The following is a 25,115-nucleotide window of genomic DNA, read 5'->3' as shown; positions in this document are numbered from 1 at the left end:
GATACGCTCGTCGGGTGCTGCTCTCCGATCGCGATATCCGGGCCGAGATCGCCGCGAACCGCCTGAGCATCGAGCCGTTCGACGACGCGCTGGTGCAACCGTCGAGTGTCGATGTCCGGCTCGACAGCCTGTTCCGGGTGTTCAACAACACCCGCTACACCCACATCGACCCGGCGGTTCAGCAGGACGAGCTGACCAGCCTGGTCGAGCCCGCCACGGGCGAGCCGTTCGTGCTGCATCCGGGCGAGTTCGTGCTGGGTTCCACCCTGGAGCTGTGCACGCTGCCCGACGACCTGGCGGGCCGGCTCGAAGGCAAGAGCTCGCTGGGCCGGCTCGGGTTGCTGACGCACTCGACCGCGGGATTCATCGACCCGGGCTTCTCGGGCCACATCACGCTGGAGCTCTCCAACGTCGCCAACCTGCCGATCATCCTGTGGCCGGGCATGAAGATCGGCCAGCTGTGCCTGCTGCGGCTGACCAGTCCGGCCGAGCATCCGTACGGCAGCGCCAAGGTGGGCTCGAAGTACCAGGGCCAGCGGGGCCCGACGCCGTCGCGCTCGCACCTGAACTTCATCAAGTCGTAGCCCACACGCCCGAGCGTGGGCGCTGTGTACCGGTTTCCGCCGGAAGGCGTGCATAGCACCCACGGTCGGCTTTTGCACGGCGTGAGAAGTCAGAAACACGTCGGAAACATGATCGCCGCGCCGCCGAAACTCGAGGTCGACATTCTCGTTCGGGACCAAAGGAGCTCGAGTTGAACGAGATCGATCCGGCCGCCACCGCGTGGCTTCTGGCCAGCACCGCGTTGGTGTTGCTGATGACCCCCGGCCTGGCCATCTTCTACGGCGGCATGGTCCGCACCACGGGCGTGCTCAACATGATCATGATGAGCTTCATCTCGATCCCGCTCGTCACGGTGGCCTGGCTGCTGGTCGGCTACACGCTGGCGTTCTCCGACGACGCGGGCGGCGGGCTGATCGGCGGCCTGGAGCATTTCGGCATGCTCGGCATCGATCCGAGCACCGCGCACGGCTCGGTGCCGGAGTTGTTGTTCGCGACGTTCCAGCTGACCTTCGCGATCATCACCGCGGCCCTGGTCAGCGGGGCCATCGCAGACCGCGCCAAGTTCGCGGCGTGGATGGTGTTCGTGCCGGTGTGGGCGATCGCGGTGTACGCCGTCGTCGCGCACTGGGTGTGGGCCCCGGGCGGCTGGCTGTTCAAGCTCGGCGCGCTCGACTACGCGGGCGGCCTGGTCGTCGAGATCGTGTCCGGCTCGTCGGCGCTGGCGCTCGCGCTGGTGCTGGGCCCGCGGATCGGGTTCAAGAAGGACGCGATGCGCCCGCACAACCTGCCCTTCGTGTTGCTCGGCGTCGGATTGCTGTGGTTCGGCTGGTTCGGGTTCAACGCCGGCTCGGCGCTGGCCGCCAACGGCACCGCGGCCGCGATCTTCCTCAACACGCTCGTCGCGGGCTGCCTCGGCATGCTCGGCTGGCTGACCGTCGAGCAGATCCGCGACGGCAAGCCGACGACGTTCGGTGCGGCCTCGGGTGTGGTGGCCGGTCTGGTCGCGATCACGCCGTCGTGCGGCACGGTCAACACGCTCGGCGCGGTCGTGGTGGGCCTCGCGGCCGGCGTGGTGTGTTCGTTCGCGATCGGGCTGAAGTTCCGGTTCGGGTATGACGACTCGCTCGACGTGGTCGGCGTGCACTTCGTCGGCGGCGTGGTCGGCGTGCTGCTGATCGGTCTGCTGGCCACCGAGGTGATGACGGGCGGCGCGCAGGGCCTCTTCTATGGCGGCGGCCTGACCCAGCTCGGTAAGCAGTTGTTGGCCGCGGTGGTGGTCGCGGTGTACGCGTTCGGTGTGTCCTACGGGCTCGCGAAACTCATCGACCGGTTCATGGGCTTCCGGCTCAGCCCCGAGGACGAAACCACGGGTGTCGACTTCACCCAGCACGCCGAAACCGCGTACGCCGAGGGCGTGCACGGGCACTCGCCGCTGCGCCGTCCCGGACCGTTCGGCGGCACGCTGGGCCAGCTGACGGAGCGGCCGGAATCGGCCGAGGGAGAGCAGCCCGGCTGAACCGCCCGGCGCCATTTGTCGTATTGCCGAGTAGGGTCGAACTCACCGGCGTCGGCGAGCACCTGCCGTCGCGGTCCGACCAGAACGTCAGCGCAACCAGCTAACGCGCACCGATGTAACGATCGAGCTGATTGCGCCGATGAAAGTTCTAGTTGTCGGCTCGTGCGGACGTGTGCCCAAAGGCGACTAAGGCAGTGCAGCAAACAATTTGGAGGGCTTGGTGGACATCGTATTAGGTGTGTCGATGGCACCTACGACGGTCCGCATGGTGCTGGTCGAGGGGGAGAAGGCCGACGGCATCACGGTTGATCACGACGTCTTCGACGTCACCGGCGGCGACGGTTCAGCTACCTCGAGTGCGGCCGATCAGGTGGTCGCCGCGGTGCTCGGAACCAAGGAGAGCGCGACCGCGGGCGGGCACCATCTCAAGTCGATCGGTGTCACGTGGACCGACCATTCCGATGCTTCGGCGCTGCGCGACGCGCTGACCGCCAACGGCATCGAAGACGTCATGTTGGTGTCGGAGAGTCACGCGGCCGGGGCCTTGGCGCAAGCCGTCGGCCGGGCCGTCGGATACGACACCACGGCGCTGCTGTTCATCGACCGGGACACCGCGACGCTGTCGGTGGTGAAGACCGACGACGGGTCGGTCGTCAAGGTGCTGAGCAGCACGCTGCACAGCGCTGACGCGATGGCCGTGCTGACCGACATGGCGGCCGCCGTTGATGCGCAGGATTCGCCGCCGCAGGGCATGTTCGTCGTCGGCTCCGGCGTGGACGTCAGCTCGGTCAAGGCGCATCTGGAAAATCTCGTCTCGCTGCCGGTGAGTGCCCCCGACGAACCCGAACTGGCGCTGGCCCGTGGCGCGGCGCTGGCGTCGGCCAACGCGCCCGCGTTCGAGGCCTCGACCGTGGGCCTGGCCTACTCGCAGGATCCCGACGGCACCACCGCGGGCAGTGCGTACGCGGGGCTGGCCGGTCTGGCCACCGAGATGGCGCCCGCGAGTGCCGACGTGGTCGACGACGCGGCCTTCGACGACCTGCCGGCCGACGAGGGGCGCAAGCCGTTCCTGCTGGTCGGCAGCGCGCTCACCTCGATCTTCGTGGTTGGTGTTGTGGCCCTGGTCATTTCGCTCGCCGTGAGCATCCGGCCGACGGTCGATCAGCGGCCCGCGCCAGGACAGAGCGCGGTGATCCCGAGCGCACCGGCCAAGCCGCCGGCCCCCGCTCCCGAGGCGCAGCCGGTGCAGGCGCCGCCGCCCGCACCGCCGCCGGAGACCATCAAGGCCCCGGTTCCGGTCGTGCAGGAGGCTCCGGCCCCGCAGGCACCGCCGCGGACGGTGTACGTCGAGCAGCCGCAGGCTCCCGCGCCTGCGCCGGCAGCGCCGCCTCCGGCCCCCGAGCCCGCGGCACCACCGCCTGCGCCCGCCCCGGTGGCACCCGCGCCGGTGTTGCCCGCGCCTGCGCCGATCTACTCGCCGCCGTACGTCCCCCCGCTAGTGGTGCTGCCGCCGGCGCCGAGGATTCCGATCTTCCGGCCCCCGGTGAACGACGATCCGCCGTGGAGCCCGCCGTGGCAGCCTCGCCCGCCGCGGGACAAGCCGGAGACGCCGCCGTGGCAGCCGCCGTCGCACGAGGAACCGCAGTGGCCGTTCCCGGGCTCAGGCTCCGGTAATGGCTCAGGCTCGGGTGATTGGGATCCGCCGAGCTCGGGCCGTGGCGGCTCGGGTGACTGGCCCGGCTCCGGCTCGGGTGGTTCCGGTGGCTGGAACCCCGGTGGTTCGGACTCCGGTCGCGGCGGCTCGGGTGGCCGCGGTGGATCCGGCGGCGGCAATGGTGGCTCGCCCATCTGGCCGTTCCCGTTCGGCGGCGGTCACTAGCCGGAGAGCATCGAGATCGACGAAAGGGTCGCGTCACGCGTGTGACGACGACCCTTTCGTCGATTTGGCGTTAGTCTCCGCGCGCAGGGAGTGGATCATGCTCTGCAGGATCCGCAACGCGTCTGACTGCTCGGTCTCGGTCAGGCCGGCCAGCATCCTGACTTCGACGGACCGCACGGCCGCCGACGCCTTCTCCAGGCTCCGCCGCCCGCGGGGCGTGAGCCGCGTGGGAAGAACCTTGCCGACCGGCGCCTCCGCGGGCCTGGTCACGTAGCCGTCCCGCTCCAGGTTCTGGAGCAGCACGTTCATCGACTGCCGGGTCACGAACGCGCCCCGCGCGAGCTCGGAGTTCGACAATCCCGGGCGTTGAGCCAGCAGCTCGAGGCAGGCGTAGTGGGTCACACTCATCCCGAGCGGCCGCAGCACGTCCTCCATGGCTGCGCGGAGGACGCTCGACGCCTCTTTCAGTAGATATCCCAGCGACGTGTGGAGGTCGACACCGTCTTGACTCATGTCAGTATTCTGACATAGATTGACCTGTGTCAGAAAACTGACACGAACTGGAGGAGCTTCGAAATGCCCGCAACCGGCCCCGACTTCATCTCCCTGCAGGCGCGCGACCTCGCCGCGTCGCAAACCTTCTACGAGCGGTACCTGGGCCTGGTCCGCTCGCAGGCCGGACCGCCGCACGCTGTCGTGTTCGAGACGAAGCCGATCGCGTTCGCGCTCCGCGATGTCATTCCCGGCACCGATCTCTCATCCGTTGCGCAGCCCGGCATCGGTGCCGCGATCTGGTTGCACGCCACCGACGTCCAGGCCATTCACGATGCCCTCGCTGCCGACGGTCACACGATCGTCACCGAGCCGTTCGACGGCCCCTTCGGTCGGACATTCACCTTCGCCGATCCCGACGGCTACCAGGTGACGCTGCACGACCGCGCCTGATCCGTGTCCCCGCCACCAACTGTTACCTGACGTTGGTCTGCCGCTCAGTGTCACGTAGCGGCTCGCTCATACGCGCCGCCTATCCAGGCAGTATGAGATGCACCGTATTCGGAACCGGGTACCTCGGGGCCACTCACGCCGCGGGTATGGCCGAGCTCGGTCACGAGGTCGTGGGCGTCGACATCGACCCCGGCAAGGTGGCCAAGCTGGCCTCCGGCGACATCCCGTTCTACGAACCGGGTCTGCGGAAGGTGCTCAACGACAATCTCGCCGCGGGCCGGCTGCGGTTCACCACCGACTACGAGGACGCCGCGGACTTCGCCGACGTGCACTTCCTCGGTGTCGGAACCCCGCAGAAGAAGGGCGACTACGGCGCCGACCTGCGCCACGTGCACGCCGTGATCGACACGTTGGTGCCGCGGTTGCGCCGGCCTGCCGTGATCGTCGGCAAGTCCACCGTCCCCGTCGGCACCGCCGCTGACCTGGCCGAGCGGGCACGGCGCCTCGCGCCCGAAGGCGTCGACGTCGAGGTGGCCTGGAACCCGGAGTTCCTGCGGGAGGGATTTGCCGTGCACGACACGCTGCACCCCGACCGCATCGTCCTTGGCGTGCAACACGACTCGGCCCCGCACGCGAGGAGGACAAACGGGTCACGCGCCGAGGCCGCGGTGCGGGAACTGTACGCGCCGCTGCTCGCCGACGGCGTGCCGTTCCTGGTAACCGACCTGCAGACCGCCGAGCTGGTCAAGGTTTCCGCGAACGCCTTTCTGGCGACCAAGATCTCGTTCATCAACGCGATCTCCGAGGTGTGTGAGGCCGCCGGCGCCGACGTCACGATGCTCGCCGACGCACTGGGCTACGACCCGCGCATCGGGCGCCGGTTCCTCAACGCGGGCCTGGGCTTCGGCGGTGGCTGCCTGCCCAAGGACATCCGGGCCTTCATGGCGCGCGCGGGTGAGCTGGGCGCCAACCACGCGCTGACCTTCCTGCGCGAGGTCGACAGCATCAACATGCGCCGCCGCACCGCAATGGTCGAACTCACCACCCGGGCCTGCGGCGGATCCCTGCTCGGTGCGAACATCGCGGTGCTGGGCGCGGCCTTCAAGCCCGAATCCGACGATGTGCGCGATTCGCCCGCGCTCAACGTCGCGGGCATGCTGCAGCTCAACGGCGCGACCGTGAACGTCTATGACCCGAAGGCGATGGAGAACTCGCAGCGGGTGTTCCCGACGCTGAACTACTCGACGTCGGTGGTGGAGGCGTGCGAACGAGCCGATGCCGTGCTGGTGCTCACCGAGTGGGCCGAGTTCGTCGACCTCGATCCGGCCGAGCTGGCCGGCACGGTGCGCGCCAAAGTGGTTGTGGACGGGCGCAATTGCCTCGATGCGGCGAGGTGGCAGCAGGCCGGCTGGCGGATGTACGCGCTGGGCCGCGCGGTAGCTGCTGTTTGACACTTGTCCAACAACGCTCGCAGTCGTAGTCTCGGCTCATGCGGGAACGGATCCGTTGGTTTGCCCTGCACGGCGTGATTCGCGGCATGTCCGCGGTCGGGACGCGTCAGGGAGATCCCCAGGCCAGGCTCATCTCCGATCCGCGGGTCCGTGCGGACCCGGCGTCGTTCGCCGACGAACTGCGCGGCCAGGGTCCGGTGATCCGTTGCCGCAGGGTGCTTCTGACCTTCGATCACACCGTCGGCCACGAGCTGCTGCGGTCCGAGGACTTCCGGGTCAGCAAGCTGGGCGGCGGCCTGCCGAAACCACTGCGGTGGGTCGTCGAGAAGACCGACACGGGCCTGCTGCACCCGATCGAACCGCCGTCGCTGCTGTCCATCGAGCCGCCCGACCACACCCGCATGCGCAAGCTCGTCTCCTCGGTCTTCACCACCCGGGCGGTGGCGCGGCTGCGGGAACGCGTCGAAGAAACCGCGATCGAGCTGCTCGACGGGCTGGGCGAGACGGCTGGGGCCACCGATGTGGTCGACCGGTACTGCGCGAAGCTTCCCGTCGCGGTCATCGGCGACATCCTGGGTGTGCCCGAAGCCGACCGGCCGCAAATCCTGCACTTCGGTGAGCTCGCCGCGCCCAGCCTCGACATCGGCCTGACCTGGTCGCAATACCGCCAGGTCAACGCGGGCATCGCGGGTTTCGACAGGTGGCTGACCGACCACCTGAGCCACCTGCGTCGAAACCCGGGCGACGACCTCATGAGCCAGCTCATCGCGGCCTCCGACGGCGGTGCCGCCGGTGAACCGCTCACCGAGCGCGAGCTCAAGGCGCTTGCCGGGCTGGTGCTCGCGGCGGGCTTCGAGACCACGGTGAACCTGCTGGGCAACGGGATCCGCATGCTGCTGGACCACCCCGAGCATCTTGAGACGCTCGCCGCGCGGCCCGAGTTGTGGCCCAACACCGTGGAAGAGATCCTGCGGCTGGACTCACCGGTGCAGATGAGCGCGCGCGTGGCCGCCCGCGACACCGAGGTGGCAGGAACGTCCATCGGGCACGGTGAGCTCATCGTCATCCACCTGGCCGGCGCCAACCGCGATCCCCAGGTGTTCACCGACCCGCACCGGTTCGACATCGAACGCGACAACGCAGGCAAGCACCTGTCGTTCTCGGGTGGCCGGCACTTCTGCCTGGGTGCGGCGCTCGCTCGCGCCGAGGGCGAGGTTGGGCTGCGGTCGTTCTTCGAGCGGTACCCCGATGCGCGGCTCGCCGGAACCGGGGTGCGACGCGACACGCGGGTGCTGCGCGGGTGGTCGACTCTGCCGATCGCACTCGGGAAGGCGCGCGCAGCGGTAGGTTCGTGATGTGGACTTCCGAGCCGCTCTGCTCGACCAGACCAAAGCCTTCGGGGATCTGATCGCCACCGGCGATCCGGCCACGCCCGTCCCGACCTGTCCGGATTGGACGCTCAAGCAGCTGTTCCGGCACGTCGGCCGCGGAAACCGTTGGGCTGCACAGATCATCGGCGACCGGCGGGTCGCCGAACTCGATCCGCGAGAGGTGCGTGACGGCAAGCCGCCCGACGACCCCGACGGCGCCATCGCGTGGCTCAACGAGGGCGCAGAACTGATCCTCAAAGCCGTCGACCAGGTCGGCACCGACGCGCGGGTGTGGACCTTCCTGGGCGCCAAACCCGCGGGGTGGTGGATCAGACGCCGCGTGCACGAGGCCACCGTGCACCGGGCCGACGCGGCACTGGCGTTGGGCACCACGTTCGATCTGCCTGCCGATCTCGCGGCCGATGCGATCAGCGAGTGGCTGGACCGGGTCTGTGTCGAAGCGACCAAACATCACGGGTCACCGGTCGAGCCGGGGCAGCGCCTGCACCTGCACGCCACCGACGCCGAACTCGGGCCGACGGGGGAGTGGACGGTGGTCAACGACGAAGACGGTGTGTCGTGGTCGCACGCCCACGGCAAGGGCGACGTGGCGTTGCGGGGGTCGGCCAAGGCCCTGCTGCTCGCGACCACACGCCGGGGTACCGCGGCCGATCTCGGCGTGGAAGTGTTGGGCGACACCGCGGTGTGGGACGCGTGGCTCGAGCGCACACCGTTCTGAGTGGCGTAGTTTTCGTTCATGACCACATCGGAGATCGCGACGGTTCTGGCCTGGCATGACGCGCTCAACACGCGGGATCTGGACACCCTGGACCGGCTGTGCAGCGACGACATCGAGGTGGGCGACTCCGCCGGGGCCGCCCAAGGCCATGCCGCGCTGAGGAATTGGGCCGAGGCGCTCGGGGCGACGGTCGAACCCGGCCGGATGTACGTCCATGACGGTGTCGTGGTGGCCGAACAGACCATCACCGCACCCGACGGCACCACCAGCACGAGTGCGTCAGCGTTTCGGGTCGTGCGCGATCACGTCACCTCGGTGTTCCGCCACGACACCCTGGCCGCCGCCCTGGCGGCCACCGACCTGACCGAGCGGGATCTGGCCGGCTGAGTCAGTGCCGGCCCGGCAGGCCGGCAAGAACCTTGTCGAGTGTCACCGGCAGATCGCGCACCCGCACCCCGGTGGCGTGGTAGACGGCGTTGACCACGGCCGCGGCCGCGCCGACGATGCCGATCTCACCGGCGCCGCGCGATCCCATGGGGTTGAACTCGTCGTCGACCTCATCGAGCCAGATGGCGTCGACATCGGCCACGTCCGCGTGGGCGCTGATGTGATAGCTCGCCAGGTCTTGTGTGACGACGTGGCCGAACCGTGGGTCGCGGACACTTTCCTCATGCAAGGCCATCGACATCCCCATGGTCATCCCGCCGATCAGCTGCGAGCGCAGCGTGCGCGGGTTGATGGCGCGGCCGACCGAGAACACTCCCAGCATGCGCGGGATACGGATCTCGCCCGTGTCGGCGTTGACGTGGGCCTCGACGAAATGCGCGCCGAACGACTGCACCGTGAACCTGTCGGCGACCGAATTCTCCGGCGCCTCGGCCACAGTGGTCGCGCCCTCGGCTGGGTTCTCACCGTGATCGCCGCGGAACTGCCGGGCCGCGGCCACGATCGCCGAACCCCACGAGGTGATGCCCGACGAGCCGCCGGCCACCGACGCGGGCGGCAGGTCGGTGTCGCCGATCTGCAGGTCGACCGCCGCCACGCCGCAGTCCAGCGCGTCGGCCGCGATCTGCGTCAACGCGGTCCACGTGCCCGTTCCGATGTCGGCGGCCCCGATCTGCACGGTGTAGCGACCGGCCGCGCCGTAGGTGATCCTCGCGGAGTTGCCCGGCATCGCCATGCCGGGATAGGTGGCCGCCGCCACGCCGGTGCCGATCAGCCAGTCCCCGCTGCGCCGCACGCCGGGGCGGGAATCGCGTGGCGCCCAGCCGAAGCGCTGCGCGCCGGCATGCATGCATTCGACGAGATGACGCCCGGACCAGGGTTTGCCGGATTCCGGGTCGACCTCGGGTTCGTTGCGGATCCGCAGCTCGATCGGATCGAGATCGCACGCGACAGCCAGCTCGTCCATCGCGACCTCGGAGGCATACGTCCCCGGACATTCACCGGGCGCCCGCATCCAGAACGGAACCGGCACGTCGAGCGCCGCCAGCCGGTGCGACGTGCGCCGGTTCGGTGAGGCGTACATCTTGCGTGACGTCACCGCGGTCTGCTCGGCGAATTCCTTGACCGTCGAAGTCTGTTCGACGACATCGTGCACGATCGCGGTGAGTCGGCCGTCCTTGCCGGCGGCCAGCCGGACCCGTTGGATCGTCGGAGTGCGGTAGCCGACCAGAGCGAACATCTGCTGGCGCGTCAGCGCGAGCTTCACCGCGCGGCCGCCGGCGCGCTGCGCGGCCATCAGGGCCAGCACGTCGTGCGCATGTGGCGCACCTTTGGACCCGAAGCCGCCGCCGACGTGAGGTGAAATCACATGCAGTTGCCCGGGTTCCACGCCGAACATCGGAGCCAGCGTCTTCCGCACCACATGAACGCCTTGCGTCGAGTCGAACATCGTGATGGCCGGCAGACCGTCCCGCACCACCCATTGCGCGATGCACGCGTGCGGTTCCATCGGATTGTTGTGCTCGATCGGTGTCGTGTAGATCGCATCGACCACGACGTCCGCGGCGGCGGACGCGGCGTCGACGTCACCGTCGTCGGTGTCGGGCGGGAACGACGGGTTGACCGATTCGGGCGTGTACAGACCGGGATGGTTACCGGTCAATTCGACGTCGTGGGACTCCTCGGCATACTCGGTCCTCACCAGACCCGCTGCGTTGCGGGCGATCTCGGCGGTCTCGGCGACCACGCCGCCGATCAGCTGGCCGCGGAAATGTACCCGGTCGTCCTGCAGGATCGCGAGTTCGCCGTCGGAGGCGTCGGCCAGTCGCGGCGCGTCGAACACCGTGAGAACATCGAGCACACCGGGCACGGCCCGCGCGGCCGTGACGTCCATCGCGACCACCCGGCCGCGCGCGATCGTGGCCTGGACCGGATGGAGGTAAGCCGGCCCGACGACGTGCTGTTCGAAGGCGTATGGAGCGGTGCCGGTGACCTTGGCGCGCCCGTCCTTACGGGCCACCGGAGTGCCGATCGCGTGCGGTGCGAGCAACGTCATCGCAGCCCCCTGGCGGCCAGCGCCCGGAGTTGGGCGATCAGGGTGCGGCGGGCCAACTCTACCTTGAACTCGTTGCCGGGCAACGGTTGTGCCTGGGCCAGTTCGGCGTCGGCCGCGGCGGCAAAGGTCTCATCCGACGGCTGATCACCCGCCAGCATCTCCTCGGCCCGACGCGCCCGCCACGGTTTGTGCGCCACGCCTCCCAAAGCGATTCGTGCCGAACCGATTTGGAAGGTTTTGGTGAAGGTGAGCTCGACGCCGACGGACACCAGGGCGAATGCGTACGACGCGCGGTCGCGGACCTTGCGGTAGTCCGAGACCGCGTCGTGCGGGGCAGCGGGCAGGTCGACCGCGGTGATCAGCTCGCCGTGTCGCAGCACGGTGTCGCGGTCCGGCTCGTCGCCGGGAAGCCGATAGAAGTCGTCGATCGGGATGCGGCGTTCGCCGTCGGCACCTTGGACGACGATCACGGCGTCCAGCGCGGTCATCGCCACCGCCATGTCCGACGGGTGCACGGCCACACAGTGCGGTGAGGCGCCCAGGATCGCGTGGTAGCGCACATAGCCGCCCAGCGCGGAGCAGCCGCTGCCAGGAGTCCGCTTGTTGCACGGCGTGGTGACGTCCTGGAAGTACACACATCTGGTGCGCTGCAGCAGGTTTCCGGCGGTCGACGCCGCGTTGCGCAACTGACCCGACGCGCCGGACAGCAGGGCGCGCGACAGCATCGGGTAGTGCGCGCGGATCACCGGGTCGGCCGCCAGATCACTGTTGTGCACGTTCGCCCCGATGCGGACGCCGTCGTCGGTCGTGACGGTCTCCGTCAGCTCGAGCCGGCTCACGTCGACGAGCATGTCGGGTTCTGCCACACCGAGTTTCATGTGATCGACGAGGTTGGTGCCGCCGGCCAGGTACGCCGCGTCCGGATGCTGCGCCATGGTCGCCACGGCGTCGGCGGGGCTGGTGGCCAGGTGATAGTCGAAGGTTCTCACTGTGTGGCCGCCCGCTCGATCGCTGCCACGATGTTCGGGTAGGCCGCGCACCGGCACAGGTTGCCGCTCATGCGCTCACGGATCTCGTCGTCGGTGAGCGTGGGCGGAAGCTCCAGGTCTTCGGTGACGTAGCTGGGGGCGCCGGCCTTGGCCTCGTCGAGCATGCCGACCGCCGAACAGATCTGGCCGGGCGTGCAGTAGCCGCACTGGAACGCGTCTTCGTCGTAGAAGGACTGTGCCATCGGGTGCAGTTCGCCGTCGTGACTGAGACCGGCGGCCGTGGTGATGTGCAAGCCGTCGGCGGTCACCGCGAACGCGAGGCAGCTGATCACGCGACGGCCTTCGATCAACACTGTGCACGATCCGCACTGGCCGTGGTCGCAGCCCTTCTTGGGTGAGGTCACGCCGAGCTGTTCCCGCAGCGCGTCGAGCAGCGTCGTCCGGTTGTCGACAGTCAGGTGGCGCTCGGTGCCGTCGACTTCGAAGGTGACGTCGGTGGTGTGGTCAGGCGGGCTCACCGTCGCCGCATACCCAGGCAGCGAGATGCCAAACGCGAGCGGTCAGCGGGTGGCCGGGGTCGGTGTGGCCAGCACCGCGGCGATGCCCGTCGTCAACGGCACCGACAGCGCGAGCGCGATGCCGCCCACCGCGGAGCGGGCGATCTCGATGGCCACGCTCTCACCCGTCAGCACGTCGCCGAGCGAGCGGTTGGCCACGCTGAACAACAGCAGCAGCGGCAGTGCACTACCGGCGTAGGCGAGCACCAGGGTGTAGACCGTGCTGGCGATGTGGTCACTGCCCACCCGCATGGCGCCGACGAAGATCGACCGCCGCGTTCCGCCGTGCTCAGCCAGCTCGAACACCGCCGAGGCCTGCGTGATGGTCACGTCGTTGAGCACACCGAGGGAGCCGATGATGAACCCGGCCAACAGCAATCCGGTGATCGACACGTTGCCCAGATAGGCCGCGACCTCGTTGTTCTGATCTTCCGACAGGCCGGTCAGGTGTGCTAATTCGATTGCGGCCCAGGACAGTAGTGCGGCCAGCAGCAGTGCGGTCAGGGTGCCCAGCAACGCGGCGCTGGTACGCAAGCTGACGCCGTGGGCCAGGTAGATCACCGCGTAGAGGATGGCCGCCGACGCCACCAGGGCCACCGGCACGGCCGGAGCGCCGTCGCGCAGCGCGGGCAGTAGGAACGCCACCAGCACCACGAACGCCACCACGATGCCGACCAGGGCCCGCAATCCGCGCCAGCGGGCGACCGCGACGATCACGATCGCGAACACCGCGGCCAGCGCGATGAGCGGCCAGGTCCGCTCGTAGTCGAAGAACGCGTAGCTGGTGGCACCGGAGTCGTCGACCTGGCGGCTGAGCCGGATGTCGTCACCGGCGGCCAGATTCGGCTGGCCCGGCCCGCCACTGAATTCCAGGAGGGTCTTGGCGCCCTTGTTGGGCCCCGAGTCGATGGCCACCAGGTTCTGCACGCACTGCCCGCCGCCCGGCGTCGCGGCCACGGGATTTGCGGTCAGCACCGCGCCTGCCGACGGGCTGCCGCAGTCGGCCAGGCTGCTGGACAGCACATGGCCCGCCTCAGTGGTCACCGCACCGCCCGCGGCATTCTGGAACGGCAGCGGGATGTCGACCTTCTGCTGGCTGGGCCACAGCAGCGCCGCACCGGCGAGCACCGCCACCCCGATGACCACCAGCAGGCCGACGACGATCTTCGCGGCCAGCGGGCCCAGCGGAGCCGGGCCACTCAGCGAGTGTGAGTGGGAATGCGAATGCGTCACGTGGTCAGCGTATGGGGTGGGGCTGTCCGCCTACTGGGCGCACAGTCACCGCGCCGGGTTACTGCCGGTAGCTGGCCAGGAAGTTGCCCAGCCGTTCGATCGCGGCGGTCAGGTCACGTGACCACGGCAGCGTCACGATACGCAGGTGATCCGGTGTGGGCCAATTGAATCCGGTGCCCTGGGTGAGCAGGATCTTCTCCTGCAGCAGCAGATCGAGCACCAGCTGCTCATCGTCGTGGATGTCGTGGACCTCGGGATCCAGCCGCGGGAACGCGTACAGCGCACCCGAAGGCTTCACACAGGAGACGCCGGGGATCTCGTTGAGCTTCGCCCACGCGGTGTCGCGCTGCTCGAGCAGGCGCCCGCCAGGCAACACCAGATCGTCGATGCTCTGATGACCGCCGAGGGCCACCTGAATCGCGTGCTGCGCAGGGACATTCGGGCACAGGCGCATGTTGGCCAGCAGGCTGATGCCCTCGATGAAGCTGCCCGCGTGCTCCTTGGGGCCCGTGATGACGAGCCAGCCCGAGCGGTAGCCGGCCACCCGGTAGGCCTTCGACAGGCCGTTGAACGTCAAGGTCAGCACATCGGGTGCGACCGACGCCAAGGCGATGTGCTTGGCGTCGTCGTAGAGGATCTTGTCGTAGATCTCGTCGGCCAGCAGCATCAGCTGATGCTTGCGCGCCAGATCGGCGATCTGGGTGAGGGTTTCGCGGCTGTACACCGCGCCCGTCGGGTTGTTCGGGTTGATCACGACGATCGCCTTGGTGCGGTCGGTGATCTTGGACTCCAGGTCGGCGATGTCGGGGTTCCAGCCCTGGGTCTCGTCGCACAGGTAGTGCACCGGGGTGCCACCCGCGAGCGAGGTCGACGCCGTCCACAGGGGGTAGTCGGGCGCGGGGATCAGCACCTGATCGCCGTTGTCGAGCAGGGCCTGCAGCGTCATGGTGATCAGCTCGGACACACCGTTGCCGAGGAACACGTCGTCGACGTCGAACCGGGGGAAGCCCTCGACCAGTTCGTACCGGGTGAACACCGCGCGACGCGCGGACGGGATGCCCTTGGAGTCGGAGTAGCCCTGCGCGTACGGCAAGGCCTGGATCATGTCGCGCATGATCACGTCGGGGGCCTCGAAGCCGAACGGCGCCGGGTTGCCGATGTTCAGCTTGAGGATGCGGTGACCTTCTGCCTCCAGCCGCGAGGCGTGCTCGTGTACCGGTCCGCGGATCTCGTACAGGACGTCCTGCAACTTGGTCGATTGCGCGAACACACGTGGCTTGGGGTGGTGCCCGGTGCCCTGCCACGGCAGCTGATGGGTAGTCACGTCCACCATGGTCTCACCGCAGTCCAATTGTTTTGAAATTTGCGGTGAAGCCCACATAAACCGAGTGGCCAGCCATGACGCACAGTTCGCGGCGAACATGCGTCAGGACTGGCCACTCGACCATGCCTGTCTAGCGTTTGCCAGGCCGCCGAGCGCCCGGCTTGATGCCGAGGCCGACGACCGGCGGTTCCGGCTTGGCGGGCTCCGCCGGCTCTGCAGGTGTCTCCGCAGGAGCCTCGGGCGCAGCGGCTGCCGGTGCCTCGGCGGCGGGCTTCGGCGCGGCGGGCGCGGCCTTTTTGGCGCCGGGGCGGCGTGCGCCCGCGGCGATCCCGAGCCCGACGACCGGCGGTTCGGGCTTGGCCGGCTCGGCCGGTGCCTCGGCGGCGGGTGCCTCAGCGGGTGCGGATGCTGCCGGGGCAGGTGCGGCCGCGGTCTTCTTGGCGCCGGGGCGTTTGGCGCCCGCGGCCAGGCCGAGACCCTTGACCGGTGCCGCGGGAGCGGCCGGTGCCTCGGCGGCGGGGGCAGCTTCGGCTGCCGGAGCCGCGGTCTTCTTCGCGCCGGGACGCTTCGCACCACCGGCGATGCCCAGACCCTTGACCGGTGCCGCGGGAGCGGCCGGTGCCTCGGCGGCAGGGGCGGCCTCGGCTGCCGGTGACGCGGTCTTCTTCGCCCCCGGACGCTTCGCACCACCGGCCAAGCCGAGGCCCTTGACGGGGGCCGCGGCAGGTGCCGATGCCTCGGCAGCCGGAGCAGCCTTCTTGGCGCCGGGACGTTTGGCGGCGCCGGCCATGCCCAAACCGGTCACCGGCTTGGCCTCCGCGGCCGGAGCCTCCGACGCCGTCTCGGCAGCGGGTTCCTCGACCACCGGCGCTGCCGCAGCCGCAGCGGCTTCGGCCTTGGCCTCGGCCGCAGCACGTGCCTCGGCCCGCTTCTCGGATTCCTTTGCGGCCGTGCCCTTTTCGGGCAGCGTGACGGCGCTCTTGTCCAGGGAGTTGAGCAGCAGCTGGGCCACGTCGAGCACTTCGGCCTTCTCGACGTTGCGGGCGGCGGCCACGTCGTCGACACCGTCGGTGATCATGACGCGGCAGAACGGGCAGCCGGTGGCGATGGTGGAGGCGGTGTCCATGGCTTCTTCGGTGCGTTCGACGTTGACGCGTTTGCCGAGGTGTTCTTCCATCCACATCCGCGCGCCACCGGCACCGCAGCACAGGCCGCGGTCGGCGTGGCGGGGCATTTCCTTGAGCGTCACCCCGGAGGCTTCGACCAGTTCGCGCGGAGCTTCGTAGACCTTGTTGTGCCGCCCCAGGAAGCAGGGGTCGTGGTAGGTGACTTCGGGGCCGCCGGTGGAGGTGACCGGGATGAGTTTCTTGTCGCGGACCAGGCGGTTGAGCAGCTGGGTGTGGTGCACGACGGTGTAGTTGGCGCCCAGCTGCGGGTATTCGCGGCCGATGGTGTTGAAGCAGTGCGGGCAGGTGACGATGATCTTGCGGTCGACGGTTTCGACACCTTCGAACAGTTCGTTGATGGTCTCGACGTTTTGCGCGGCGAGCTGCTGGAACAGGAACTCGTTGCCGGAGCGGCGGGCGGAGTCGCCGGTGCAGGTTTCCCCGGTGCCCAGCACCAGGAATTTCACCCCGGCGGTGGCCAGCAGTTCGGCGACGGCTTTGGTGGTCTTTTTGGCGCGGTCTTCGGCGCCGGCGCAGCCGACCCAGAACAGGTACTGAACCCGTCGAAGGACTCGACGTCGTGGCCGTAGACCGGGACGTCGAAGTCGACCTCGTCGATCCAGGTGGTGCGGTCTTTGGCGTTCTGGCCCCAGGGGTTGCCTTTGGTTTCCAGGTTTTTGAACAGCACGCCGAGTTCGCCGGGGAATTCGGATTCGACCATGACCTGGTAGCGGCGCATGTCGACGATGTGGTCGATGTGCTCGATGTCGACCGGGCACTGCTCGACGCAGGCGCCGCAGTTGGTGCACGACCACAGCACGTCGGGGTCGATGACGCCGCCCTGTTCGGCGGTGCCGACCAGGGGGCGCAGCGCCTGGGCGGGCCCGGAGCCTTCGATGCGGGCGTAGCCGTCCTCGGGTACCCCGTGGCCGTGCAGGCTGTCACCCAGGGCGGCGAAGTCGACCGAGCCGTCCTCGGGCATCGGTGTGCCTTCGATGATGTAGGGGGCCTTCGCGAACAGGTGATCGCGCAGGTTCATCATCACCAGCTTGGGCGACAAGGGTTTGCCGGTGTTCCAGGCCGGGCATTGGGATTGGCAGCGGCCGCATTCGGTGCAGGTGGCCATGTCGAGGTTGGCTTTCCAGGTGAAGTCCTCGATGCGGCCCTTGCCGAACACCGCGTCTTCGGCGGGATCGTCGAAGTCGATCTTGTTGCCTTTGTATTCCATGGGCAGCAGCGGGCCCAGCCCGTCGGGCAGGCGTTTGAAAGTGACGTTGATCGGGGCCAGGCCGATGTGCAGGTGCTTGGAGTGCAGCACGATCAGCAGGAACACCAGCATCACCCCGATGTGGCCCATCAACGCCAGGGTTTCGATCCACACGTTGGCGGTGTGCCCGAGCGGGGCCAACAGGGCGGCCATGGCGTCGGAGAAGAACGCCCCGGACTGGTAGGGGAAGTTCTCGCCCAACACGTTGACCGCCGCGCCGCGGAAGATCGCGTAGGTGAGGATGACCAGGAAGATCATGATCAGGATGGTCCAGGCGCCGCCGTTGTGGGAGCCGTAGAAGCGCGACTCGCGGCCCAGCTGTTCGGGGTTTTTGCGGATGCGGATGATCGCGAAGACGATGATGCCGGCCAGCACCGCGACGGCGAAGAAGTCCTGCAGGAAGCCCAGCACCGCCCAGCGCCCGACCAGCGGGATGTGGAACTCGGGGTCGAACAGCACCCCGTAAGCCTCCAGATACACCGTGGCCAACACGAAGAAGCCCCACATGGTGAAGAAATGCGCCAGGCCCGGGATCGACCACTTCAGCAGCTTGGACTGGGCGAAGACTTCCTTGTTCTGATTCAGGAAACGCTGAACCAGATGGTCCTTGCGGCCCCGCTCATCGCCGACCTTCTGCCCCGAGCTGATCAGCCTGGTCAGCCACCACACCCGCTTGGCAGCGAAACCCAACACCACCACCGTGGCCAGCAGCCCGACAATCAGCCGCGACAAAACTAGGGTGTGTTCGAGGGTGTTTTCCACCGCTTGCCTCCGGTTTTATCGGTTACCCGTCAGTAACATGCACTATGTTACCAGTGGGTAACTTAGGCTCAATGCCTGCTCATAGTTACATCACGGGCCCGCAGACCGCTACGAAGGCTGACCTAACTAACTATCTGCACGGGAAGCGGCAGGGTGACGGGGCACGGCAGCGTTTCGCCCTGATCGACTCCGGTCCTCGTCACACGCCATCTGTGTAGTTACGCCACGATCCCGTGTGATCTTCGTCGCTGCCGTCGATCCGTGGCACCGACTCGCGCCGTCAGTTCTCGGCCGCGAGCATCGTTCGCAACATCGACAGCATTTCGGAGCGGGACTCCGCGCCGAGCCGCCTGCGGATCCTGGCCACGTGGTGTTCGACGGTCTTGGCCGAGATGAACAGCTGGCCGCCGATGTCGCGGTAGGGCATCCCGAGCAACAGTAGTTCGGCCACCTCGCGCTCCCGATCCGAGAGTTTCGCCGGTGAACCGCTGGGCGCCGCAGGCATCGGTGCCGCGGCGGTGACGATCTCGCCCGCCGGGGGCTCGTCGACGGCCGAAGTCTGTTTGAGGTCGCGGGCCAGCTGCAGCATGGCCTGCGAGATGCGGGCGTCGGGGGTTTGCAGCGCGGCCTGGCTCGCCAACCGCGTGCCGTCCCAGGTCAGGCCGAATTGCGAGAGCGACCGCGCCGCTGCGGTGACCTCGTCGGTGTCGACGTGGTTGGCCAGCACACGCAGCCACGCGCGTCCGGCATGTGCCAATGCCCTGGCGAATGTGCTGTGGCCCGCGGCTGCGGTCAACGCCTGCCCGTGCGGCGCGACGGCGTCGGGGGAGTTGGACAGGATCCCGGCGTGTACCCCGGCCCAGTGCAGCGGAACCGACCACAGCACGGGCTTACCCAGGGCTTCCAGCAGCGCAAAGGCCTCGTTCAGGGAGTGCTGCAACCGGTCGACCTGGCGCATCCGGGCGCCGGCGACCCACAGCTCGCCCAGCGGCAACAGTGCGAACAGGTCGATCGAGTATTCGGCGAGCACTTCCATCGCGGCATACCAGTGCTTCTGGACTGCCCCGCTGTCACCACTGCGCCGCGCGATCCCGGTGCGCAGCGCAGCCGCCCACAACGCATCGCGCCGGTGCAGCGCTGCCGTGTCGACCGCCGAGACGTCCGCGGTAGCGGCCGCGAGCTGGCCGTCCTGCATGCGCACCCAGCCGAGCAAAAGTCGATGTCGGTGCTGCGAAAACGCGGTATCGCCGTCGTGTGCGCGCACGGCCCGGCTGATCACGCTGCGTGCGCGCACTGCGTCGCCGCCGTGCAACGCGCCGAGCGTCACCAGGGCCGCGGGGGTGTCCGGCGACACCGCGGTGACCTGCTGTTCGGCGGTGATGGCTTGGCCCAGGCGCGCGATGGCCAGTGCGAACGGCTGATCCAGCGACATCACCAGGCCGTCGGCCAGGCTGCGCGCGGCCCGTGCGGTCGACGTGGGCGGACCGGCGTCCTCGGCACTCAGCGCGGTGCGCGCCGAGGCCAGGTCGCCCGCGGCGAGAAAAGCCGTCGCGCCGGCCGAACTGACCCCGGCATCCGGATACGGACCCAGCCAGCGGAACAGATCGGCGGCCTGGGCTGCGCTGCCGTCGTGCATCGCGATGCTCGCGGCGATGCGGACAGCGGTTGCGCGCTCGGCAGGATCGTCGGACCCGAGCAGCTCGTCGGTCATCCGTCCGGCGGTCGCGCAGTCGCCCGTCAGCGCCAACGCGTCGGCCAGTCGCGGGCTCAGCGTTGTGGCGCCCGCGCTGGCCGCGGCGCGGTACAGGCGCGCGGCCTGTGCCGGACGGGTGCGCGCCCGTGCCGCGTACTCGGCCAGGGCCTCGGCCAGACGGTCATCGCGCAGCCCGTGCTCGGCCAGCCGTACCGCAAGGTCGGCCGACAGCGTCGACAACTCCAGTTGTGAAGTCAGCAGCGAGGTTTCGAGCTCGTGATGGCGCGCGGTGCCGGCGATCTGGGCGATGCAGGCGTGCACCAGGCGCAGGAACGCACGGTCGTGGGACGGCTCGAGCAGGCCGCTGGCCCGCGCCCGGTCGACGACCGCCAGTGCCTCGGCGCCCGTCAGGTGCAGGGCTGCCGCGACGTCGTCGGACCCCAGATCCTGGCTCAACGACGTGATCAGCAGGGTGTCCCTGGTGCGGTCGTCGATGCCGCGCAACCGTTCGATCAACGCGTACCGGGCGGCGTCCTCGGCTGCGGCGGGCGAATTCGCCGCGGCGTCGACCAGGAACGGCAAGCCTGCGGTCGCGGCCAGCACCGACCTGCCGGCCTCCGGAGTCGCGGCCCCGACGATGCGATTCACCTCCGCGGCCGGTAGGGCACCCAGCGACACCACCGGGTTTTCCCGCTGGGCGGCCGTGATCAACGCCGACAACGCCTGCCGATGCACCAACGGCGCCGTTGCTGCGACGACGGTCGCGGCCGGGTCGCTGACCCGTTCGGTGAGCAGGTCGAGGTCGGCGTCGTCGAGCAGGTGCGCGTCGTCGACCACGAACGCGGCATCGGGCGCGTCTTCGGGACGTGGCGGCCGGGTCAGCACCACCTGCCCGGCATCGCGTAGCGCCGTGCGAACGACGCTGAGCACCGAACTCTTGCCGGTGCCGATACCGCCGGAGAACAGCAGCTTGACCGGCAGTGCGGGGGCGTCCAACACGGCTCCGACAGCCCCGCGGGCGGCCGGGGGCAGATTCGCGAGGCGCTCCGGCCCGGTCTCGGCCATCGCGACTGTCAGGCGCCTTCGCCGGAGTTGTCCGGAACCTCCACCGTCGTGGTGACCGGCGGCTGCGTCGTGGTCGGCGGTTTCGTGGTGGTCGGCGGCTGGGTCGTCGTCGTTGTGGTCCGCGTCGTGGTGGTCGTCGGTGTCGTCGTGGTGGTCGTTGTGGTCGTCGTGGTTGTGGTCGTCGTCGTGGTGGTAGGGCTCGTGGTCGACTCGGTGGTCGTGGTGCTGCTCGGCGGGGGCGGCGGAGGCACTACGACGGTCGTGGTGCCCTGGCCGTCCGGGCCGACCGTCACGGTCGTGATCGGTTCGGGCGGTGGGCCTTCCGGCGACGGACCCATCGAATAGGTGGTGCTGGTCTCGGTCACCGGCGTGGAATCACCGGTGCCGCTGGTCAGCGTCACCGCAAGCCCGCCTGCCGCGAGCAGCACGGCCGCGGCGGCCGCGCCGAACAGAATCGGCGGGCGCTTGTACCAGGGCAGCGGGCCCGGCTCGGCCTCGAACGTCTCCTCGTCATGGGTGAACGCGATCGGCGGACGCGCCGCGGTGGCGCCCGTAGCAGCGTCGGCGTAATCAGAGCTGTAGTCGGCACCCGCGTACGGCACGGGTTCCTCGGTCGGCACGTCGTCCTGCGACCAGGCCAACGCGCTGAAGTTCGACGGGTCCGCGCCGGGGGCCATGCCCGTGGGGGCGTCCGCGCCGCTGAGGCCCGGTGCCAACCCGGTGGGCGCGTCGGCCGCGGTGATCCCGGGCGCCATGCCGGTCGGGGCGTCGGCCGCGACGATCCCGGGCGCCATCCCGGTGGGCGCGCCGGCTTCGGCGACCCGATCGGCCACCACCGCGGCCCCGGCTGCCGCGACGAACTGCGGTAGCGGCGCCGTGACCACCGGTGCCTGCAGCCGCTCCGAAAGGCGTTGCGTCACCACCGGAATCGCGGCACCACCGCCGACGGTCGCGACGGCGGCGATGCTGCTCTGCGGAATGTTGTTGCGCTGCAACGTGTCTTCGATGGTGCTCAGCAGACCGGACAGTGGTTCGGCGACCAGCTGCTCGAGCTCGGGACGCGTGACCCGGACATCGGAGGTGAACCCGGGCAGATCGACGGGCACCACCGCGGTGGTCTCCGCCGAAAGCCGTTCCTTGGCCTGACGGCATTCGTCGCGCAGCCGTGCCAGGGAACCGACCGCTGCGGTGCCCGCCGGGTCGGCGTTGCCCGCCGCGGCGACCCCGGCGATCACGTGGTTGAGCAGCGACTGATCGATCTGATCGCCGGAGAACTCCGGGAAGCGGACGGTCTGCCCGATGGTGGCGAAGTCGGCGCCTGCGTCGGCCAACGTGACATTGGTACCGCTGCCGCCGAAGTCGCACAACACCACCACGCCGTCGGCGGGCAATCCGGGGTTGGCACGTAGCGCGGCCAGTGCGGTCAACGAATCGGGCACCAACGTCGCCGGTACGCCGTCGGGAGCCAGGGACGGCTTGTTTCGCAGCGCACCGCGCAGTGCGCCGACCGCCCCCGGACCCCAGTACGCGGGCACCGCGATGGTGATCGGGGCGCCACCGTCGACCGTGCGGGCCATGGCATCCAAGGCCTCGGCCAGTACCAGTTCGCCGCGGTGCTGGGAGCCGTCGGCCGCGACGATGGGCACCGGATCACCCACGCGGTCGACGAAACCTGTCAACGCCAACCCGTGCCCGGGGTAGTCGCCGACCACGGGCGCACGGTCATTGAACAGCGTGAGGATCGATCGGCGAAGCACCGGTGGGCGGCCTTCGCGGGCTGCCACGAGGTTGGTCATCCCGATCGACAACCCCAGTGAGTCGGTCATCAGGCGTCACTCCTGTTGTCTGGGCCGGTCTTCACCCTAGCGGCTCGGCCCTGCGAAGCCCGGCATTGATCCCCTAGTGGCGCGAATCCCCTAATGGTCCGTCCCCTAATGGGTCGGCCTGCGGGGTGGGCTCGGCACCGATCCCAGCGGAGCTACGGGTGGATAGCATCGGAACCGAGCCCGACATGGGTGTTCCGACAATCTCAGCAGCCGCGGAGGAGGTGTGTGATGGCTAACTCGTTGTTGGACTTCGTGATGTCCTTGGTGCGAGATCCCGACGCGGCGGCCCGCTATGCGGCTGATCCGTCACAGGCTATCGCAGACGCCCATCTGACCGACGTGACCAGCGTCGATGTGAACAATCTGATCCCGGTGGTGTCCGAGTCGCTGTCGATGACCGCGCCGACCGGCGGGCTCGACAGCTTCGCGGCCGAGCCGGCAGGCAACGTGTGGGCCAGTGGCGCCGCGACAGCGGCGTTCGACGCGTTCGATGACCATGTTCCCGTCGGCACCGCGCACGACCTCACCCGGCAGGTGATCGACCAGCCCGACCACGTGGTGTCGAGCGGGATGGACACCATCAGTGATGCGGGCCTGCCCCAGGAACCCCTCCACGACGCATCGCTGCAGTTCAGTGAGCCACTGATTGATGAAGCACCCGCTGCGGTCGACCACGTGATCGATACCGACTGGGCCCAGCCCGTCGTCGACAACATCGACGACCTTCACCACAACGACGGCGGTGCCGGCTTCGACCTCTTCGACTGACAACTCCAACAAGGAAATTCGCGCACGGCCATCCGGCCGTGCGCGTTTTTTTGTTTCTAGCTGCGTAAATATCGGTCCAATCACGGGTGAGTCACTTTGCCAACATGTTCCCCTGGGGATCCCCTAACCCCCTAACGGGGTACCCCCGGCCACCCCGGGGTGGTGCGCGGCAGGGAGGGGAATCGACCCCGTTTCCGGTGTGTCGACGGGCCCATAACGTTGTCTCCAGATCGCCGGACAGCCCGGCGGGGGACTTCGAACCAGACTTCCCGACAACAACCGAAAGGGTTGGAGCAATGGCAATCTCTCTGATCGACTTCATCCTCGACCTGTTCCGCAGCCCGGCCTCGGCCGCGTCGTTCATCGCCGACCCGGACGGCAGCCTGCGTGACGCCGGTCTGCCCAACGTCACCGCGGCCCAGCTGCACGCCGTCGCCGCGACCGCGGCCCCGGCCGGCGCGCTGCTCGGCGGTGGCAACCCGGTGCTGGGCCTGCAGCGTGCGGTCGCCGACCACCACAGCATCCCCGCGCAGTTCGCGAACCAGGTGGCTTCGCCCTTCTCCCCGCAGACGCAGTTCGCGCCGGAGGTGGCCAGCCGCAACAACACCGATTTCGCGAGCCACAACGACACCGATCTGGCCAGCCACAACAACGTCCCGATCATGAGCCCCAACCAGGACGCCGGCGCCAACGCCCAGCAGGGTGCGTTCAACCTGGGCTTCGGTGACATCACCCTCGGCGACAAGAGCACCAACACCGCCACCAACGGCGGCGTGGTGGTCGACGGCGAGAACAAGGGCGACATCGTCAGCGGTGACGGCGCGGTGCTCGGCGACGGCAACACCACCAACAACGGTGACGTCTGGGCCGGCTCCGGATCGCACGTCGCGATCGGTGAGGACAACAACATCGAGGACAGCTCGCAGCACGCCGGCGGCGACCTGATCTCGGGCAATGACGGCCCGGTGATCAGCGACGTCGACATGAGCGGCGGCCACGGTGGTGGCGCGTCCGGCGGCGACAGCCTGATCGGCATCGGCAGCGGTGGCGCATCCGGCGGCGACGGTGGCAACGGCGGCTCGATCATCCTGACCGACGCCTCGACGCACGCCGTCGGCGGCAACCAGACCACGGTCGGCGGCGACTACGGCAGCGACAACACGCAGGACAACTCGGTCAACACCTCGGTGCAGACCGAGACCACGCACAGCATCGAGGACAACTCGTCGAGCTACGAGTCCAACATCGGCTCGGGCAACGACACCGCGTTCGCCTCGAACAACGATGTCGCGTCGCACAACGACACGTCGTTCGGGTCGCACAACGACACCAGCTCGGCGCTGGGCTCGGGCAACAGCTACGAGTCGCAGTCCCACACCGACGTCGCATCGCACAACGCGACCGATACGGGCTTCGACGCCTTCTGATCGACCACGCACAAGGAGCGGGGGCCATCCGATACTCGGGTGGTCCCCGCTCCGTTGGCGCGCCTACCGTTGAG

18 protein-coding genes and 1 pseudogene are annotated in these 25,115 nt (G+C 68.8%); 10 read left to right on the top strand and 9 right to left on the bottom strand.

What is annotated here, in order from left to right; translation table 11 throughout:
• The first annotated feature begins 14 nt into the window (after positions 1–14).
• The 3 genes from dcd to G6N67_RS07050 all read left to right on the top strand — a co-directional run bounded on the left by dcd (position 15) and on the right by G6N67_RS07050 (position 3,959).
• On the top strand, positions 15–584 hold the full coding sequence (gene dcd / locus G6N67_RS07060) for a dCTP deaminase (RefSeq protein ID WP_036433415.1): 570 nt from the start codon (positions 15–17) through the stop codon (positions 582–584).
• 170 nt (positions 585–754) lie between these two features.
• Entirely contained in the window at positions 755–2,080 is a 1,326-nt protein-coding gene (locus tag G6N67_RS07055) for an ammonium transporter (RefSeq protein ID WP_036433417.1), read from the top strand.
• A 220-nt stretch (positions 2,081–2,300) separates the two neighbouring features.
• The gene (locus G6N67_RS07050) at positions 2,301–3,959 is read left to right on the top strand and encodes a DUF7159 family protein (protein WP_036433421.1); all 1,659 of its coding nucleotides are present in this window, start codon (positions 2,301–2,303) and stop codon (positions 3,957–3,959) included.
• A gap of 33 nt (positions 3,960–3,992) precedes the next feature.
• On the opposite strand, the gene G6N67_RS07045 is transcribed toward G6N67_RS07050, so the two are convergent.
• A complete protein-coding gene (locus tag G6N67_RS07045; protein WP_036433423.1) occupies positions 3,993–4,472 on the bottom strand; it encodes a MarR family winged helix-turn-helix transcriptional regulator in 480 nt (159 codons plus the stop codon).
• A gap of 63 nt (positions 4,473–4,535) precedes the next feature.
• On the opposite strand from G6N67_RS07045, the gene G6N67_RS07040 reads away from it, so the two are divergent.
• The 5 genes from G6N67_RS07040 to G6N67_RS07020 all read left to right on the top strand — a co-directional run bounded on the left by G6N67_RS07040 (position 4,536) and on the right by G6N67_RS07020 (position 8,851).
• On the top strand, positions 4,536–4,904 hold the full coding sequence (locus G6N67_RS07040) for a VOC family protein (RefSeq protein ID WP_036433426.1): 369 nt from the start codon (positions 4,536–4,538) through the stop codon (positions 4,902–4,904).
• Between the two features lie 92 nt (positions 4,905–4,996).
• A complete protein-coding gene (locus tag G6N67_RS07035) occupies positions 4,997–6,355 on the top strand; it encodes a UDP-glucose dehydrogenase family protein (protein WP_036433428.1) in 1,359 nt (452 codons plus the stop codon).
• Positions 6,356–6,393: 38 nt separating this feature from the next.
• Positions 6,394–7,710, top strand: a complete 1,317-nt coding sequence (locus G6N67_RS07030) for a cytochrome P450 (RefSeq protein WP_051578769.1) — start codon at positions 6,394–6,396, stop codon at positions 7,708–7,710.
• Position 7,711: 1 nt separating this feature from the next.
• The gene (locus G6N67_RS07025) at positions 7,712–8,464 is read left to right on the top strand and encodes a maleylpyruvate isomerase family mycothiol-dependent enzyme (RefSeq protein ID WP_036433430.1); all 753 of its coding nucleotides are present in this window, start codon (positions 7,712–7,714) and stop codon (positions 8,462–8,464) included.
• 18 nt (positions 8,465–8,482) lie between these two features.
• The gene (locus G6N67_RS07020) at positions 8,483–8,851 is read left to right on the top strand and encodes a nuclear transport factor 2 family protein (protein WP_036433432.1); all 369 of its coding nucleotides are present in this window, start codon (positions 8,483–8,485) and stop codon (positions 8,849–8,851) included.
• 1 nt (position 8,852) lies between these two features.
• Here the strand turns inward: G6N67_RS07020 and G6N67_RS07015 are convergent, their stop codons facing one another.
• From G6N67_RS07015 to G6N67_RS06980, 8 genes and pseudogenes are all read right to left on the bottom strand, one after another.
• Positions 8,853–10,964, bottom strand: coding sequence for a xanthine dehydrogenase family protein molybdopterin-binding subunit (locus G6N67_RS07015; RefSeq protein WP_036433433.1), 2,112 nt, complete (start codon positions 10,962–10,964; stop codon positions 8,853–8,855).
• On the bottom strand, positions 10,961–11,953 hold the full coding sequence (locus G6N67_RS07010) for an FAD binding domain-containing protein (protein ID WP_036433435.1): 993 nt from the start codon (positions 11,951–11,953) through the stop codon (positions 10,961–10,963). Before G6N67_RS07010 ends, G6N67_RS07015 begins: the two co-directional genes overlap by 4 nt.
• Positions 11,950–12,471: a 2Fe-2S iron-sulfur cluster-binding protein gene (locus tag G6N67_RS07005; RefSeq protein ID WP_036433436.1), complete on the bottom strand. Its 522-nt coding sequence runs from the start codon at positions 12,469–12,471 to the stop codon at positions 11,950–11,952. The genes G6N67_RS07010 and G6N67_RS07005 overlap by 4 nt, the downstream gene beginning before the upstream one ends.
• 42 nt (positions 12,472–12,513) lie before the next feature.
• Complete coding sequence (locus G6N67_RS07000) at positions 12,514–13,743, bottom strand: YibE/F family protein (RefSeq protein ID WP_036433438.1); 1,230 nt, start codon at positions 13,741–13,743, stop codon at positions 12,514–12,516.
• A 58-nt stretch (positions 13,744–13,801) separates the two neighbouring features.
• On the bottom strand, positions 13,802–15,076 hold the full coding sequence (locus tag G6N67_RS06995) for a pyridoxal phosphate-dependent aminotransferase (RefSeq protein ID WP_036433439.1): 1,275 nt from the start codon (positions 15,074–15,076) through the stop codon (positions 13,802–13,804).
• A 121-nt stretch (positions 15,077–15,197) separates the two neighbouring features.
• A pseudogene (locus G6N67_RS06990) lies at positions 15,198–18,262 on the bottom strand (heterodisulfide reductase-related iron-sulfur binding cluster).
• A 280-nt stretch (positions 18,263–18,542) separates the two neighbouring features.
• Positions 18,543–21,020: an isoniazid response ATPase/transcriptional regulator IniR gene (gene iniR / locus G6N67_RS06985; protein WP_036433443.1), complete on the bottom strand. Its 2,478-nt coding sequence runs from the start codon at positions 21,018–21,020 to the stop codon at positions 18,543–18,545.
• 8 nt (positions 21,021–21,028) lie between these two features.
• Positions 21,029–22,846: an Hsp70 family protein gene (locus tag G6N67_RS06980; RefSeq protein WP_036433444.1), complete on the bottom strand. Its 1,818-nt coding sequence runs from the start codon at positions 22,844–22,846 to the stop codon at positions 21,029–21,031.
• Positions 22,847–23,074: 228 nt separating this feature from the next.
• On the opposite strand from G6N67_RS06980, the gene G6N67_RS06975 reads away from it, so the two are divergent.
• Together G6N67_RS06975 and G6N67_RS06970 are read left to right on the top strand one after the other, a co-directional pair.
• A complete protein-coding gene (locus G6N67_RS06975) occupies positions 23,075–23,614 on the top strand; it encodes an Rv0340 family IniB-related protein (protein WP_036433445.1) in 540 nt (179 codons plus the stop codon).
• A gap of 296 nt (positions 23,615–23,910) precedes the next feature.
• Positions 23,911–25,041, top strand: coding sequence for an IniB N-terminal domain-containing protein (locus G6N67_RS06970; protein ID WP_036433446.1), 1,131 nt, complete (start codon positions 23,911–23,913; stop codon positions 25,039–25,041).
• Positions 25,042–25,115 lie beyond the last annotated feature (74 nt).

Source organism: Mycolicibacterium mageritense, from assembly GCF_010727475.1.
In the GTDB taxonomy this organism is placed as follows: domain Bacteria; phylum Actinomycetota; class Actinomycetes; order Mycobacteriales; family Mycobacteriaceae; genus Mycobacterium; species Mycobacterium mageritense.
The sequence above is the reverse complement of the archived record's forward strand: the minus strand, read 5'-3'. Positions and strand labels throughout refer to the sequence as shown.

Bases quoted from the DNA above. Each gene is read 5' to 3' on its own strand.
- G6N67_RS06975 (WP_036433445.1), top strand. From the start codon at position 23,075: ATGGCTAACTCGTTGTTGGACTTCGTGATGTCCTTGGTGCGAGATCCC.
- G6N67_RS07030 (WP_051578769.1), top strand. From the start codon at position 6,394: ATGCGGGAACGGATCCGTTGGTTTGCCCTGCACGGCGTGATTCGCGGC.
- G6N67_RS07040 (WP_036433426.1), top strand. From the start codon at position 4,536: ATGCCCGCAACCGGCCCCGACTTCATCTCCCTGCAGGCGCGCGACCTC.
- G6N67_RS06995 (WP_036433439.1), bottom strand. From the start codon at position 15,076: ATGGTGGACGTGACTACCCATCAGCTGCCGTGGCAGGGCACCGGGCAC.
- G6N67_RS07020 (WP_036433432.1), top strand. From the start codon at position 8,483: ATGACCACATCGGAGATCGCGACGGTTCTGGCCTGGCATGACGCGCTC.
- iniR (WP_036433443.1), bottom strand. From the start codon at position 21,020: ATGGCCGAGACCGGGCCGGAGCGCCTCGCGAATCTGCCCCCGGCCGCC.
- G6N67_RS06980 (WP_036433444.1), bottom strand. From the start codon at position 22,846: ATGACCGACTCACTGGGGTTGTCGATCGGGATGACCAACCTCGTGGCA.
- G6N67_RS07035 (WP_036433428.1), top strand. From the start codon at position 4,997: ATGAGATGCACCGTATTCGGAACCGGGTACCTCGGGGCCACTCACGCC.
- G6N67_RS06970 (WP_036433446.1), top strand. From the start codon at position 23,911: ATGGCAATCTCTCTGATCGACTTCATCCTCGACCTGTTCCGCAGCCCG.
- G6N67_RS07045 (WP_036433423.1), bottom strand. From the start codon at position 4,472: ATGAGTCAAGACGGTGTCGACCTCCACACGTCGCTGGGATATCTACTG.
- G6N67_RS07015 (WP_036433433.1), bottom strand. From the start codon at position 10,964: ATGACGTTGCTCGCACCGCACGCGATCGGCACTCCGGTGGCCCGTAAG.